General features: G+C 69.8%; 14 protein-coding genes. 4 read left to right on the forward strand and 10 right to left on the reverse strand.

Annotated elements, in window-relative coordinates:
- Positions 1-255 precede the first annotated feature (255 nt).
- On the forward strand, positions 256-681 hold the full coding sequence (locus tag ACFYWX_RS03860; RefSeq protein ID WP_389422346.1) for a DUF4267 domain-containing protein: 426 nt from the start codon (positions 256-258) through the stop codon (positions 679-681).
- A gap of 27 nt (positions 682-708) precedes the next feature.
- Here the strand turns inward: ACFYWX_RS03860 and ACFYWX_RS03865 are convergent, their stop codons facing one another.
- The 9 genes from ACFYWX_RS03865 to ACFYWX_RS03905 all read right to left on the reverse strand — a co-directional run bounded on the left by ACFYWX_RS03865 (position 709) and on the right by ACFYWX_RS03905 (position 10,865).
- Positions 709-1,059, reverse strand: a complete 351-nt coding sequence (locus tag ACFYWX_RS03865) for a hypothetical protein (RefSeq protein ID WP_389422347.1) — start codon at positions 1,057-1,059, stop codon at positions 709-711.
- Between the two features lie 246 nt (positions 1,060-1,305).
- Positions 1,306-2,163: a hypothetical protein gene (locus ACFYWX_RS03870; RefSeq protein ID WP_389422348.1), complete on the reverse strand. Its 858-nt coding sequence runs from the start codon at positions 2,161-2,163 to the stop codon at positions 1,306-1,308.
- A gap of 234 nt (positions 2,164-2,397) precedes the next feature.
- Positions 2,398-3,399, reverse strand: a complete 1,002-nt coding sequence (locus ACFYWX_RS03875; protein ID WP_389422349.1) for a hypothetical protein — start codon at positions 3,397-3,399, stop codon at positions 2,398-2,400.
- 24 nt (positions 3,400-3,423) lie between these two features.
- Positions 3,424-4,704 carry a transporter gene (locus ACFYWX_RS03880; RefSeq protein WP_389422350.1) on the reverse strand — a complete coding sequence of 427 codons (1,281 nt, stop codon included), beginning with the start codon at positions 4,702-4,704 and terminating at the stop codon, positions 3,424-3,426.
- A gap of 3 nt (positions 4,705-4,707) precedes the next feature.
- Complete coding sequence (locus tag ACFYWX_RS03885; RefSeq protein ID WP_389422351.1) at positions 4,708-5,316, reverse strand: hypothetical protein; 609 nt, start codon at positions 5,314-5,316, stop codon at positions 4,708-4,710.
- Complete coding sequence (locus ACFYWX_RS03890) at positions 5,313-7,442, reverse strand: hydantoinase/oxoprolinase family protein (protein WP_389422635.1); 2,130 nt, start codon at positions 7,440-7,442, stop codon at positions 5,313-5,315. Before ACFYWX_RS03890 ends, ACFYWX_RS03885 begins: the two co-directional genes overlap by 4 nt.
- A 79-nt stretch (positions 7,443-7,521) precedes the next feature.
- Positions 7,522-9,120 (reverse strand): FAD-dependent oxidoreductase, encoded by a 1,599-nt coding sequence (locus ACFYWX_RS03895; protein WP_389422352.1) that lies wholly within the window; start codon positions 9,118-9,120, stop codon positions 7,522-7,524.
- Positions 9,121-9,181: 61 nt separating this feature from the next.
- Positions 9,182-10,279, reverse strand: coding sequence for a LacI family DNA-binding transcriptional regulator (locus ACFYWX_RS03900; protein ID WP_389422353.1), 1,098 nt, complete (start codon positions 10,277-10,279; stop codon positions 9,182-9,184).
- Between the two features lie 232 nt (positions 10,280-10,511).
- Positions 10,512-10,865, reverse strand: coding sequence for a hypothetical protein (locus ACFYWX_RS03905; protein WP_389422354.1), 354 nt, complete (start codon positions 10,863-10,865; stop codon positions 10,512-10,514).
- 497 nt (positions 10,866-11,362) lie between these two features.
- Between ACFYWX_RS03905 and ACFYWX_RS03910 the strand changes: the two genes are divergently transcribed.
- On the forward strand, positions 11,363-11,515 hold the full coding sequence (locus tag ACFYWX_RS03910; protein WP_389422355.1) for a hypothetical protein: 153 nt from the start codon (positions 11,363-11,365) through the stop codon (positions 11,513-11,515).
- 585 nt (positions 11,516-12,100) lie between these two features.
- Entirely contained in the window at positions 12,101-12,640 is a 540-nt protein-coding gene (locus ACFYWX_RS03915) for a hypothetical protein (protein ID WP_389422356.1), read from the forward strand.
- Between the two features lie 43 nt (positions 12,641-12,683).
- Here ACFYWX_RS03915 and ACFYWX_RS03920 read toward each other — a convergent pair whose 3' ends face one another.
- On the reverse strand, positions 12,684-13,982 hold the full coding sequence (locus ACFYWX_RS03920) for a phosphatase PAP2 family protein (protein ID WP_389422636.1): 1,299 nt from the start codon (positions 13,980-13,982) through the stop codon (positions 12,684-12,686).
- 462 nt (positions 13,983-14,444) lie between these two features.
- Between ACFYWX_RS03920 and ACFYWX_RS03925 the strand changes: the two genes are divergently transcribed.
- Positions 14,445-15,131 carry a Crp/Fnr family transcriptional regulator gene (locus ACFYWX_RS03925; RefSeq protein ID WP_389422357.1) on the forward strand — a complete coding sequence of 229 codons (687 nt, stop codon included), beginning with the start codon at positions 14,445-14,447 and terminating at the stop codon, positions 15,129-15,131.
- Positions 15,132-15,259 lie beyond the last annotated feature (128 nt).

Here is a 15,259-nt window from a genome sequence, read left to right on the forward strand (position 1 = left end):
TTCGGATTACTGACCCCGCGGGCCGACCCCGCGGGCCGACGCCGCGCCGGTGGCGCACAATCCCCACTCCCCGGGCGGCAGCTGGCCACCGAAATCCCGACATCCGGGAATGCAGCTGCCGCTCAGATCCCACAACTGCGATCCCGACGAACCACGCCCCTCGATCAGCCGTCCGCGCGGCCTGATCAGGCCCCACACGACTCAGCAAGCTCCACGAGCTCACCAAGCCGACGAAGACTCGCAAGGAGAAGAACAATGTCGCTGAAGAAGATCAACACCGTCCTGGCCGGCGCCTTCATCCTCTTCATCCTCTGGTTCGGGACGGAGTACATCCTGAGCCCGGAGACGACGGCGCCGGGCTACGGCCTGCCGAGCTGGCCGCCCGGCGACGGCGACGGCTTCCTGATCATCAAGGGAATCCGCGACGTCGTCCTGGCCCTGGTCCTGGGCATCCTGCTGGTGACGGGTCACCGCCGGGCGCTGGGCTGGGTGCTGCTGGTGGAGGCCCTCGCCGCGTACGGCGACATGGCCAACGTGCTGGCCCACCACGGTTCCGTGGCCACCGCGCTCGGCGTCCATGGCCTGACCGCGACACTGATGGTGGTCAACGGCCTGCTGATAATGCGCGAGACCCGCAAGGTCGCGGCCGCTCCGGCAACGCTCGCCCCGCAGCCCGCCTGACGCCACCTTGGCGCGTGTCGACAGAATTCACAGCCACCGCTGTGCCGCCTCAACGCTGTCCCCGCCACTGGTGTTGAACGCGATGGCGGCCTGGGGTGCATGGCGGCGGATCAGGTTCACGACCTGCTCGAACAGCGGAAGCAGCTGCTCCGCCTTGCGGATCCCACCGCCGACGACCACTACATCCCATGGGCGCTTGGCCAGCGACGTGACGAGGGTGGACTCGGCCGATTCGTCGAACACGATCAGCGTCATGGCCGCATCCATGCCGTGCTCGCCAAACCGGGCCAACTCCGCATCGAGAGCCGCGCGAAGAGCCTTCCCGTCGACGCCGGGTATCGCTTGCGGGTCGTAACCAACAACAAGTGCAGAAGGCATGCGCCCAACCTACCGACCGAGCCCCGCCCTGGGAGGACCGCTGCGCCTTCACGGACATGTTGCTCGCCCGCCGACTTGGGGCGCGGTCTCTGGTGGACCTGGTACACAACAAGAGGGCCCAGGTCGCTGACCTGGGCCCTCGCGGTACGCGCATTCCGGCCGGCCTAAGGCCGGGTCACCTCCGAGGCGGTGGAGGCCCGCAGCAAGGCGCAGGGGCCGTCCACCGGCTCGCCGTGGGGGTGCGGCTCAGTGGTCGTCGGTGATGGAGGTCGCGATGCCGTTGCTGATCACGACCTCGGCGCTGAAGCCCTTCTTGGCGGCCTTCTCCAGGTCGGCCTCGGTGCACTCGGCGCCGCCCTCGCCGCCCGGGCCCGTGTTCACGGCGTCGCAGATGTCGTCGTAGCCCACGATCTTGGTGTCCTCGGCGACGAGGAACTGCTGCTCGGTGCCCTTCGAGTCGGAGACCGTGTACTTGCCCGGCGCCAGGTAGGAGACGTTGCCGAACCAGGTACCGTTGACACCCTTGCCCTCGTTGACGCCCTCGCCGGTGCCCGTGCCCGTGCCGGTGCCGGAGCCGGAGGAGGAGCCGGTGCCGGAGCCGGACGACGAGCCGGAGCCGGAGGACGAGCCGGAGGACCCGGACCCCGTCCCGGACCCGGAGCCCTGCTGGGCGGCACGCCGCTCGGTCACCAGGGTCGCGACACCGTTCTTCATCTCCACGTCGGCGCCCACGGCAGCCTTCTTGGCGGCCGCCTCCAGCTGGTCCAGCGTGCACGGCGCGTCCACCTTGGACCCCGCCTCGCCGCATATCGTGCCGACGCCGTAGACCTTGGTGTCGTCGGCGACCAGGAACTGCTGGTCGTCCTTGCCCTGCACGGACACGATGTACTTGCCCGGGGCGAGGTAGGTGACCTTGCCGTTGTTGAACGTACCGCTGACGCCCTTCGCGTTCTTGGAGCCCGACGCGTTCTCCGCGACTGCCGCAGAGCCCGTTCCGCTCTTGTCGGACGAGCTGTCGTCGGTGCCGTTCTGGCACGCCGTCATCAGCAGCCCGGCAGTGATCGCGGCAGTGGCGACAACAGCCTTGCGCAGGTGGCGGTTCATCACGGGGAGGTTCCTTCCGGGGGTGGGGGCAGCGCGGAGCCGGCGGCGTTTCCGCTGGTCTCCCGCGCTTTCACTAACTATGAGGTGTTCTGGAGCGCTCAGGTCACGTCCGTCTTTCCTCCAGGACACCGCTGTGGCACGGACGTGACACAGCAACACATCAGCTGTGGACGGCGGTTCGTCGACGCGCCGCCTTGCGGCACGGTCGTCACCGGGGTGTCGACCCGCTGCCGGTCAGCCGCGGGCCACCGCGATGGCTCCCGCGAGCCGCTCTCCCGCCTCGTAGATCATGTACGGGACGCCGCCATCGGTGCCGAAGGAAGGCGACGCGGAGCGCCCGTTCTCCGGCGCCGCGCTGCGCGAGTTGTAGAAGACACCGAGGTGGTTGCGCTTGCTGAAGTCGTTGCCGACTTCGGTGATCATGATGTCGCCGCCGCTGCTCTTGTCCTTGTTGTAGACGACGTAGGTGCTGTTGTTGCGGTGGAGAAGGTGCGGGCCGCCGACGTTGACGGCGCCGACGTCGCCGTGCCGGATCAGCGGCTCCTGGTCGTAGGTCCAGGTGCGGCCGTCGGCGGACCAACCCCAGTGGATGTCACGGTGGTTGGTGGTGTTGTTGAGCATGAAGACCATCACGTAACGGGCGCCGCGTGAGGGCAGGTCGTGGCGGAAGACCCGGGCGTACGACGTCTCGTTGGTGCCTGCCGGGAGCATGGACGCCGACAGCACGACCTTGTCGTACGTGAAGTGGATCCCGTCGGCCGAGCGGGCGAGGCGGGTCGTGGTGTTCTCTCCGTGGAAGTACAGCCAGAACTCCTTCTCGTCCTGGTTCCACAGCACATGGGGCGACGAGACATGGGTGACGGAGTAGTGCCCTGACCACTTGTTGGAGACGATCGGGTTCGACGGGTACTCCGTGAACGGACCCTCCAGCGAGTCGCCGTACGCCAGGCAGATCCCACCGGGCGGGTCGTGCGGCGCGTAGTACAGGTAGTAGCGGCCGAGGGGGGAGCTCAGCTTGTCGTAGACGCCCCGGACGCAGGGAAAGATGATCTCGTTGGTGGGGTTGTACTTCAGCTGGGAGGCCTGCAACAGGGTGCGGACGTAGGTGTAGTCGGGGAATCCGCCGGGCGCCGCGGCCGCGGGCTCGGCACCCACGGTCGTCCCGACGGCGAGAGCGGCTCCGGTGGCGGCGCCGGCGCGCAGGAAGAGACGCCGGTCGAGGTGGTGGTCGTGCATGGGGGGCTCCAATGACGGAAGGACTCAGAGGTAGGTGGCGGCCGTGACGCACAGGCCGCCGAGGGCGACCACCCAGACGTACGGCAGCGTGCGCACCATGACCTGTTGCGGAGTGACGCCCGCGTACTGCGCGCTCCACACGGTCTGTGTGCTGGTGGGGTCGGCGACGCCGAAGACCTGGTTGTACGAGGTGGCCATGCCGAGGACGGCGGCCGCCGGGTAGATGCCGGTGGCGATGAGGACGCCGGCGATGCCCGCGCCGAGCCCGAACACGTTGAGGGGGCCGCGGTAGAGGCACAGCGGGACGAGGAGCGTGAAGACGAGGACGAACAGCACCGGGTTCTGCGGACTGACGGCCTTGACGAGCGGTTCGAGCGCGTCCACGGCGCCCGGCAGTTTCACGGCCGCGAGCAGGATGCCGATGGCGATGAACAGGGCGATCGGCGGGGCGGCCACCTCGAAGCCGCCGTACAGGGTGCGCAGCAGCCGCTTGTTCATCTCGCCGGGCCGGGTCGTGGTGACCAGCGCGTACAGGACGCCCGCCAACAGCGAGGGAATGATGGCGAGTTCGAAGCCCAGGGCGAGGACGAGCGGGACGGCGGGGGCGAGCAGCGCGTACCAGGGCGCGTCGCCCAGCTCCTGGCGTCGTGAACGAGGCTTCGTATCAACGGACTTGAGAGACCAGGCGTGCTCGGTGCCACGCCGTCGTGTCTCGACGAGGACAAAGGCCAGGGCGGCGACCAGGGCGAACGGGAAGAGCTTCACCATGAAGCCGCGTACGGTCGGGATCGGCAGATCCAGCGCGGTGGAGAAGAACTGCCACACCGGCAGCTCGAAGGGGATGCCCACGGCGATGCCCATCAGCACCGTGCCCGCGGCGGTCACCTTGGGCACACCGACGGCGATCATGGCGGGGATGCCGATGATGCCGGCGAGCATGGCGGCGGGTGCCGAGCCGGTCACCGTACCGACGAGGGCGGACACGGCGAGGACGCCGAGGGCCACCACGGTCGGGCGGTCACCGCCGAACTCGACGATCTTGCGGACGAGCGTGCCCGCGATACCGGTCTCGTCGAGGAGCTTGCCCAGCCAGGAGCCCAGAATGATCGCGATCATGGTGGCGGCCAGGGTCGGCGCGCCTTCCTGGAGCACGGTGTCCAGCACGCTGTTCTCGCCGGTGAGCGGTGCCCCGGCGAGGAAGGCGATGACGACGGCGAGCAGCACCAGCGCGAAGGCGGTGGGGAGCCTGCGGGTGAGCATCAGGCCGACGCCGACGGCCATGACGAGGAGGATCACGACACCCATGGGTCAGTTCTCTCTTCTCGGAGCGGGAGTCCCGGGCCGGGCGAGCGCCGCACGCAGCGCGGCGGTGAGGAGCAGGGGGCTGCGGCCGAGCTCGCAGACGGTTCTGGCGTAGGCGTGGGCGGCGACCTCTTCGGCACCGGCGACATGGCCGGCCACGCGGTGGCGTCCGAGGCGCAGCACGGTGTGGCCGAGCGCCTGCTTGAGCGCGGCCTTCGCCGGGCCGTGGTGCAGGTGGGCGTGCACGGCCTCGTGGGCGAGCGCGGCCGCGCGCACCGAGCCCGGCGGGTACCAGGCACGCCAGCCGCGGGCGTCGACCAGCTCCTCGGCGAGGGTGAGCGTGTCGGTGTAGAGCTCGACCGTCGGGGGCCGTGACGTGTAGCGGGCGAGCAGCATCCGCTCCAGGCCGTCGTCCCGCTCGACCACGCGCGCGGTGGACGGGACGGGGGCCAGCCGGGACCCGAACTCGTCGGCTCTACGGGCCCATTGGCGCAGCAGCTCGCGGTCGCGGCCCTCGTGGGTGGGCGTGGCGGCCAGCAGCCGGACGGCCCATTCGATGTCGTCGATGGACGCGAGATCCGTCGACTCCCGATCCTGGAAGGCGAGTTCAGTCATGACCGAACCTCCAGGACCGCGACCACCGGCTCGTCGGCCGCGCGGGCCCGCAACTCGCTGTGGGCCAGAGCGAGCAGAGGCTGAGGATCGAGGACGCCGGACAGGTCGGCGATGCGGGAGCCGAGCAGCAGCCGCAGGGCGGGAGCGCGTACCCCGCCGTCGCCGTACGAGGTGGACTCGCCCACCAGCCGGGCGAGCACCTCCGGGGCGCCGGCCACGGTGGTGGTCTCCACGCGGGCGTCGGCGGCGTGGTGGCGTACGACGCCGTCCATGTCGACGATCCGTACGGGCCGACGGGTCGGCCGCAGGCGGCGGTGCGTCTGCGTGCCGTACACGGTGTGGGCGGCGGTGCCCGCCAGGACGTGGACGTCCGCGGGGTCGGTCCTGAGACTGGCCGCCGCGGCACGGAGTCGCTCGGTGTCGTCGGCGCGGTGGGACCGGTCCTGGGTGCGCAGTTCGCTGGCGCCGGTCGCGACCGCGCGCACGGTGCTGGTCTGCGGGTCGACGGTGACCTCGACCTCGACGCCTTCGGCGGCGGCGCCCTGGGCGACGACCGCCCGCTCCGCCTCGGCGCGGACGGCGAGGATCTGCTCCTGCGAGGCGCCGGGCACGATCCGCTCGACCTGTTCCCGTACGAGCGCGAGGGCGACGCCGATGGGGCTGATGACCTCGTTGTGGCGGGCGATCCGGCCCTCCATGCCGCTGGTGTGGGCGAGGTGCGGGGTGACGGTCGCGGCACCGCCGCCTCCGCCGACGAGGACAGCCGTGTCCTTGTCGAGGCGGTAGTCGCGGATCATGGCGTCCACCACCGTCTTCACCTGGGCGACGCCCGCGTCGAGGATCCGCGTGGCCGCGGTCGCGACGTCGGTGCCGAGCACGGCGGCCAGCGGCGCGATCGCGGCGCGCGCACTCGACGGGTCGCAGCGGGCGAAGTCCCCCTCCGGGACCCTGCCGAGGGCGTTGGCGGCACAGGTCATGGTGAGGGCGAACCGCCCGCCCGCCGCGTCGATCACGGCGTAGTCGGCGGGGTCGCCGTCCATGGGCCGGACGGTGTCGACACGCGCGTCGCGCAGTTGGTCGGGGGAGGCGAAGCAGGCGTACGGCAGTCCCGCGATGTGGGCGCTGCGCGGTCCCACGCCCGTCACCCGGCCGTCGCCGATCCGCACCATGGAGCCGCCGCCCACGCCGACCGTGCGCACGTCGAGGGCGTTCAGATACGAGGTCTTGCCGAGGATGGTGGCGTGCCGGACGGCGACCTTGCCGCGGCGTACGACGCTGATGTCGGTCGACGTGCCCCCGGTCTCCAGGAACGCGCCCTCGCTCACCCGCTCCTGCATCAGAGCGCCCGCGACTCCGGCGGCCGGCCCCGACAGGACCGTGAGGAGCGGCCGGCGGCGCATCTCGTCGAGGGCCATCACGCCGCCGTCGCAGCGCATCACCATCAGGGGCGCGGTCACGCCCGCCTTGGTGATGGAGGCGTCGACGAGGCCGGCGGTGGCCAGCATGCGGGGCAGGATCGCCGCGTTGACCACGGCGGTGCGGGTGCGCTTGTGCAGCCCGTACAGCGAGGTGATCTCGTGCGCGGCGGTCATCGGCAGTCCGTACGGCCGTGCCGCGTCCAGGACGGCCTGCTCGCCCTCGGGGCGGTCGACGCTGAACGGCTGGCTGGCGACGAGGACCTGGGCCCCTTCGTCCTTCAGTTGCTCGACGGCACGGCGGACGGCCGACGCGTCCTGGGGGTCGGTGACGTGCGCGTAGGCCAGTGGGAGTCTTCTGCCGGGGGCGAGTTCGAGCTTGCCGAACGAGGCGAGGCGCCGGGTGAACACCGCTGAGGGGCCGGTCCCGATGCCGATCAGTCCGACGGTCGCCACGTCGCCCTCCAGGAGGGCGTTGGTGGCCTGGGTCGTGCCGTGCGCCAGGAAGGCGACGTCGGTCGGGGCACAGCCGGTCTGTTCAAGGAGCCGGTCGAGCGCCTCGACGATGCCGTGTGCGACGCCGTCCTCGTGGTGGTGGCTGGTGGGGACCTTGACCTGCCCCAGGAGTTCGAGGGTCGTGGCATCCACGGCCACCGCGTCGGTGAAGGTTCCGCCCACGTCGATGCCGACGCGAATGCGGGGTGTGTTCATGTCAGGGTTCATGTCGGGGCACCTCCTTACCGTCCGTACCGTCCGTGTGCGGGGGCGTTCAGCAGCCGCGTAGGCGTCCTCAGTAGCCGCGTACGTCCGGCCAGTGGCGTTGCACTCCGTCGCGGTCGAGCAGCCGCGCGAAGTCCTCGAACCGCTTGTCCTCGGCCTGCACCTGGTGCGGCTCGACTTCCTCGGCCAGGCAGTGCGCGGCCAGTGCGCCGGCGACCTCGCCGACGTTCCACTCCACCGGGTGGAGCCGGTAGCAGCCGTTGGTGATGTGCGTGGTGCCGATGTTCTTGCCCGCGGGCAGCAGGTTGCGGACCCGCCGCGGCACCAGCGCCCCAAGGGGGATCTCGAAGGGCACCGAGCCGATGTCGACGTAGTTGTCGCCGCCGGTCGAGGGATGCAGGTCGATGCGGTACCCGCCCACGCCGACGGAGTCCCGGTGCCGGGTGCCGCCGTGCGGGCCGACGATGTCGATCGCCACGTCGTGCTCGGTGACCGTGGTGACGGCCTTGATACGGCGGGACTCGCGGACGTACGCCGCCTTGGCCAGGCCGTCCGCCGTGCCGGTCACGTCCGGGCGGATCCGCAGACCCGGGAAGCCGGTGCCGCCGTCCGGGCGCGGCGCCTCGGTCTGCAGCCAGTACAGCAGTGACAGCGACAACTGCCGTGCCTCACGCAGCGCTTCGGCCTCCTGGCCGATGTACGGCTTGAGCCAGTAGTCGTTGAGCGGCCAGTTGACGAGGGTGATGTCGGAATCGAAGGCGCCCGGCGTGTGCAGCTTGCGGGCGAGGATGCGGCGAAAGCCCCACAGTTCCTTGTCGCCGGCGTCGGCGCTCTGGTCGGCGGAGACACCGAGCGGGTCGAGATCGGGATTCGGTGCGAAGGTCCGCGGCACCGGCTCCAGCGTGCGCGGGTCGGGCGCCTCGAAGCCGAGCAGCGGGCCGGGCCAGAACGGGGGCCGGTACGTGCGCCAGAAGTCGTAGTCCTGCGGGCGGTCGATCGTGTGGTCCTGGCCCTCGTGGTGGGAGAGCGCGAAGCAGACCGTGATGCCCTGCTGGTTGTCGGGCTGGGCCTCGTCCGGGGCGTGCGGCTCGTCGAACTCGGCGCGCGCCTCGGCCCCGTTCGCGTGCTCGACGCCCGCGAGATGGAGGAGTTCGCCCGTCTCGGTGGCGTCCAGGACGTAGCGCGCGGTGAGGGTGCGACGCGTTCCGTCGCGGAGGTCCTTCAGGGTCACCGACCGTAAGACGTCGTTGTCCGACTCGGCGGAGACCGGCCGGTGCTCGGTGAGTACCGTCAGCCGGCCCGCCGCACGGTGGGGCGCGAGCATGCCCTCCAGGACGGCGAGGGCGACCCTCGGCTCGTGGCAGAGCTTGCTGACGCGGCCCGCCCCCGGGTTGAGGTCGGTGAGCGCCAGGGCCTCGGCCCGCAGCGGGTACCAGTGGCGGTAGTACCGCCGGATCTCCTCACGCAGCCGCCGGTACGAGGCGGTCGTGCCGAACTGCTCCACCCACGGGTGCTCGTCGGGCGGTACGGCCTGACTGGTGAGCTGGCCGCCGATCCAGTCCGTCTCCTCGGTGAGCACGACACTGCGTCCCGCCCGGCAGGCGGCGAGTGCCGCGGCCACGCCACCGAGACCGCCGCCCACGACGAGGATGTCTGCTTCGGTTATCACGCTTCTCCTTGCCCGCTGGATCAGGTTCATGGGGGTGAGGCCGATTTGGACCGGGTGGTGCTCAGGGACGGGCAGGCGGCGGTCCGGTCGTCGGGCCCGGGCGGAAGACACAGCCGACGAGCGGCTCCCGAGCTTCCTCGCCCGCGACGAGCGCGGCCAGCAGACGTACGGCCGCGGCGCCCAACTGCGGCCGGGGGATGTCGAATCCGGTCGGTACGGGCTCGCTCGCCAGATCGGAGGGCGGGCTGCCGAGCAGGGCGAGGGACACCTGAGCGGGGCAGTCGAGGCCCGCCTCGCGCACGGCGGAGAGCAGGCCCCGCCAGGCCGCCCCGGTGTCGGTCTCCTCCGCGACGAAGGCCGTCACCCCCTCGTCGGCCCAAGCACGCAGCCGTTCGGGCGTGAGGTCCCGCTGCGGATCCGCCGACCGGAAGACGGCCGTGGGCCCGGAGGGCAGACCTGCCGCTTCCAGCCCTTCCAGGAAGCCGCGCTGACGGTCCGCCGAGGCGGGCGCGTCGTCGTCCTCGCGGACGAGGACGATCCGCCGGTGCCCCAAATCGGCCAGATGGCCCACGACGTCACGGGTGGCCTCGACATAGTCCACGCCCACCCATGCCACACCCTCCAACTCCTCGCGGCGGCCCAGGTGCACGACCGGGAAGCCGTCATCGACCAGCCGCTTGAGCTCCGCCCTGGGTGTGTGCCGGCCCATGAACAGACAGCCGTCCGCGAGCCGGACCCGGCTCAGGGCGTCGGGAACCGCGGCCCCCGCGCCGCCGGTGCTCGACCCGGTGAACAGCACCAGGTCGTAGCCGAGCGCCGCCGCCTCGCGCTCCACGCCGACCAGGAAGGGGTAGTACGAGTGCTGCACATCGGTGGGGAACGTGGCGGTGAAGCTGAAGACGCCGAGGAGGTTGTTGCGGGCCGCTGCCAGCCGCCGGGCGGCCGGGTCGGGCACGTAGCCGAGACTGCGGGCCGCCTCCAGGACCCGCCGGCGGGTCTCCTCGGAGATGACGGGCCCCTTGCCGTCCGGCTTCGGAGAGAGCACCAGGGACACGGTCGCCTGCGACACTCCCGCGAGCCGGGCCACCTCGGCCTGCCGGGGCCGCGACGTACGTCCGGCCGGAGCGGGCGTACGTCCGGGCCGCTTCCTGGGTTCCACAGTGGCTTCTCTCTCACTAATGCGTATTACCTAATGCGCATTACTGGAGACTGTACCTCCCCGCCCAGCGGGTCAAGGCTTGGGCCAGAAGTGCCGCGGAACAGAGCGACACCGGTCAGGCCGCACGACGTCAGGGTCTGAGGTATCCGCCCTCGGCAGCCCTCACCGTCCGTGTGTGAAGGCGCTGGTTGCAACTGTTCAGGGCGGACTTTTGTGAAGGCCCGGTGTGCCGTCAGGCTCGGTTGAGCCGTGCGGCGATCCCATGACCGATCAGCAAATACATGACGGCCGGGAGACCGTAATTAAGGACAACGCGTAGGCCTTCTGTGTCCATCGTGAAAATGTCCTGCGACCACCAGGCCAGCAAGTCCGCCGTTCCTCGCACGAACTCGACGAATACATTCGCCCGGTTCGCATCGAGCAGGAACAGCAGGATCCACAGGCCAAGCAAACCTGCCGCAATGTCGGCGATCGTGCAGACCGTCAGGGCCGTGCGTCGTGCGGTGTCCCGCTGGCGTACGGGGCGTTCCGGGCCCGAGGGCTGGTGGTACGTCTGATATCCGGGAGCCGGGTCGATGTTGCTCACAAGAAATCCGATCTGACGCGTTGTCCTGTCGGCACGCTCGTTCCGGACGCGGAAATGTAAGCCCGGTTCGCCGCCCCGCTTCTGTCTACTCCTGCGTCCAGCAGGCGCTGCCGTGTTACACCCTCGTCCGCGATGGCCCAAATATGGCTTCCTCATCAGACACATGCCCACATGTTTGCGTGCAAGAGTTTATTTGCTGATGAAATGGCGCTGCGCGGCGTCCTGTCCACGGCGAAGGCGGCTGCTGCCAGGCCCCGGAGCCCCAGGCCTGCGCGAGCGGCCCCGCCCGCGCCGCCTCCTCCAGGGGGCTTCGCCGAGGGCTGATGGAGGACGCGTATCGGGGTACCTGCGTCGACATGGCACCGGAAACTGATCACGCTGAATCCGTACGAGCCCTGCGGCAGCTGCGCAGGATCCGCACCTTTTACGTCGCGGGAGCCGTCTTGTGGGCTGCTTCGGCTGCGTCGACGGGATGGAACGACCCTGGAAGCCGACAGATGTGGACATCGGTGGTGTTCCTCGCGGTCTTCACCGCTCTGCTGTCCATGACGTCCCTGTGGCTGTGGCGTCGGCAGACTGCCCGTTCGGCTGAGCCCGTGCACCATGCCGCTCCGCGGAAGACGGCCTGGCGCCGCCAGGCCAACGCCTAGGACTTCATTGCATTTGGGCGAGTCTGCTGCGGCAGACGAGCCCTTCTGCCCTGTTCCCCGAAGGCGCCGGCTGACCAGGCCCTTCCCCGGACGCAACCACGGCGCCGCTGTCTGTACGGCCCGGAACCTGTGGGGCAGACTGCAGACATGGGGGATGTGCTCAGCAGTGGCCCGGACCGACCGCCCTGGAGACCCCCGCGTCGGCTGATCGCTGCGGCCGCAGTCGTGGCTCTGTCCGCGGCGCTCGTGGTGGGCGTCGTGGCCGTGAGCGGGCCCGATGCGCAGGCACCGGCAGCACCCGTGACCTCATCGCCGGCGTCCCCTTCGGGCAGTGCCTTTCCTCGTGGCCCGGACACGACCGTCAGGGCGGGGCAGACCCCCGGCATGGTGATCACAGGGTTACCACTGCCTCGGAGTGCCACGCTGATCAAGCGTGACCGCACAGCGAACGCAGGCCCGTTGACAGTGGTCGTACGACGCTCGGACGGGTCTCTGGGACGACACGGCGCGGTGGTCACGTTCCCCGTACCGGCGCCAACGAGGGGACGCCCGGTCCAGGTCGGCCGCGTCTCGGGAAGGGCCCTCGTGCGGGAGGTCGTCTGGCCGGTCGGGGGCTCGTACGCACGAGTGAGAGGGGATCTGCCACGGTCCGAGCTGATCGCTGTCGCCGCCGCTACCGGCGTCGTCTCGGGCCGCCCCGAGGTCGCATCACCGCCCGGACTTTCCGTAACGGCCACGGGCACCTCACGCCCGCCCTACATCCACGAGGCCCGGTACAGCTCGGCCGAGACCGGGGAGTCCGACGAGCTCTCAGGCGGCCTGACCTTCACCGGCGTCGCTCGGTGCGGCGGCCTCGAAGACCAGTTGTACGCCACCCGTGTTCAGACGGCAGGGACCGTCAACGGCAAGCCCGCGGTCATCACGTCTGCGTTCGGCGGCAACGGCGCGCTGGCCTGGGAGCCCGCGCCCGGTGTCGTGGCGTACATCGGCTACAGCGGGGCACAACTCGACGACGGCGCCGTCGCGGCCCTGCGCCGTCTGGCCGCGCGGACACGCCTGCTGAGCCCCGAGCAGTGGCAGGCCACCAGCCCTGCAACGAGCGACCAGACCAACGACTTCGGCTGATCGACCGCGATCCAAGGTCGTGGAGTCGATCGCCCCGGCACACTTAAGCCGGCTCGGGTTGCGGTTCTGGCTGCCGCGCTGGTGCGGCCTTCGGTTCCCAGAGTTTGGTGGTTTCTGCGTAGCCGTAGATCACTGAGGCCATCGCCAGAATGAGAAGTGGTCCGAAAGCCCACGGATGGGTGGCCATCTCCATCGGCAGATAGCGATAGCACACCAAGAGCGCAGCGAAGACCATGGTGCCGTGGGTGACCAGCTTGATTCCTGACCGATCCCAGCCGCGTTCGTGCGAGCGCAGCGCTGCCTCGATCGTGAGCGCGAAGACCACGCCGGCCACGAGATCCACGCCGTAGTGGTAGCCGAAGCCCAGCGTTGCGCTGAGCGTGGCGATCAGCCAGAACGTGCCGGCGAATCGCAGCAGCCGGGGGCCCTTGCGGGAATGAATGAAGATCGCGGTGGCCCACGCTGTGTGCAGGCTGGGCATGCAGTTGCGGGGGGTGATCCCGTCGTACGGCATCGGGTGCGGGGTGTTGATCGGCGGCAGTGTGTGGGGCCACAGGTTGGCCAGCGCCCATTGCACGCCGCCGGTGCCGGAGGCGCCCGGGCCGTAGGCGAAGACCGGTCCGACCACCGGGAAGATCATGTAGAAGGCCGGTCCGATGAGGCCGATCGTCAGAAAGGTGTGCACCAGGTGATGGCGCGGGAAGCGGCGCTCGGCCGCCACGTTGCGCAGCTGGTACAGCGCGACGACGACCGCGGCCACCGCAAGCTGTGCGTAGACGTACTGGAGGACATGGGTGCCGATCGGGGCGGTGGCGTTGACGATCCGGCCTGCCAGCCATGACGGGTCGCCCAGTGCGTGATCGGCGGTTGCCACGTACTGGTCGAGCACCGCCGGGCGTGTCTTCGATGTGATGAGCAGCCAGGTGTCGCCGATCTTGCGGCCGGCCACCAGCAGCAGGCCCAGACCGACGCCCTTCAGCAGCAGGACACGTTCCTCGCCGGTGCGGCGCGTGACAGCGATGACCCCACAACCCAACATCACCCACAACGCGCCGCTGCCGAAGAAAGGGCCGTCGGGCACCTTGCCGTCGACCGCCCACCGTGCCAGCAAGAAGACGACGTCGATGCCGATCGCGACACCAGCCGCGACGAACCGTTGCCGCCAGGTGAGCACCACCATCATCAACGCCATGCCGGCGTACAGCGGTCCCGGCTTGGGGGCGAATATCAGGTCTGTTGCCTGATTGGTCATCGGCCCCGGTACGCCGCCGTAGCGACGCGCGGCGATCTCCAGCGTGATGAGGAGGCCGAGCGCCGCCACACCCGCCGTGGCCCACAGGATCGCCCGTGGTCGACGCCGTACGGCGTGCGTAATTCTGCCGCTTATTCGGGAGAACACCCGCGATGCTATAGATATCAACTGTCTGGCCGATTTGTTATTAGTTGACCAGGCCACTTTTCGCGCTGGATGGCATGGTTTTCCGGTGAAGGGTGGAGGGGCGAGCCGTGAGTTCGAACATGCTAGCGGAGTGGTGTGGGCGGGTTTCGCCGGCCGCGGATGGCGCGAAGGCCAGTCGACGCTGCGCTCGGGTGCCGCGGCGCACTCGGCGTATCGATCGCGGTCGTTGACGGCCGCATGAGCGCCCTCGTGAGCGGACGCAGGCAGATGCAGCATGATGAAGAACATGACGCTGCATCAGCGGAATGAGAAGGTGCGCAGGCGCGGTCCTCGAGGCGGGCCTGCTTCTCTCACCTCCAGCGCACGGACCAGTGCCGAGTCCGGTGCGGCGGCTGAGGTCGTGGCGTGACCGAGCGCAAAGTACGGGAGTCGATGCCATTACAGCGAAGCCTTCGTGACTTCACCGGAGAAAAAGTCTGGGCCGATCTGTTGGAGCATTCCTTCGAACGGCGGCATCCGGCGGGCAGCGTACTGCTGCGGCAGGGTGAGCCCGGTACGCACGTGCTTGGCGTTGTCACGGGCGTGGCCAAGGTCATCCGCCAGGAGCGGAACGGCGATCTGTCGCTGCTCGCCTTCCGAGGTCCTGGTGAACTGCTGGGTGAGGTGGCCGTGCTGGACGATGGGGTCCGCTCGGCGAACGTCGAGTCCATCTCTCCATGCGTCGTGGGGGTCATGGGCAAGGCGGACTTCCTGGCATTCGTCAACAGGCATGGTCTGTTTCCCCTGCTCGTGAGGTACGCCCTCACGCGGTTGAGGGAGTCGGACGAGGCTCGCGGCGGTGGTGACGTCCGCGCCCGGCTGGCCGCCGCGCTGGTGCACCTGATCGACATCTCGGCACAGCCTCATGGCGCGGGCGGCCCTGTGGAGCTTGCGCTGACCCGCCACGAGCTGGCCCAGCACCTGGGGACGTCCCGGAACACCGTCACCGCCGCCCTGAACGCCCTCGCGCCCTGTGGCGTACGCGCGGGACGGAGACGGATCATCGTCGATGACTTGCAGGCTCTGCGACTCACCGTCGTCCGGGAGGCGTAGGGAGAACGGCCCGCGGTGAGTGTGGCATGCGTCACGCCGCTTCTGCACTCGTCGGGCACACGGTCACCCCTCTTCCCGGCAGGCTCGAGGTCGTCCACGACGTAAGACGGCCCACGCGAGGAGTTTCT

The sequence above is a fragment of the Streptomyces sp. NPDC002888 genome (genome assembly GCF_042888465.1).
In the GTDB taxonomy this organism is placed as follows: domain Bacteria; phylum Actinomycetota; class Actinomycetes; order Streptomycetales; family Streptomycetaceae; genus Streptomyces.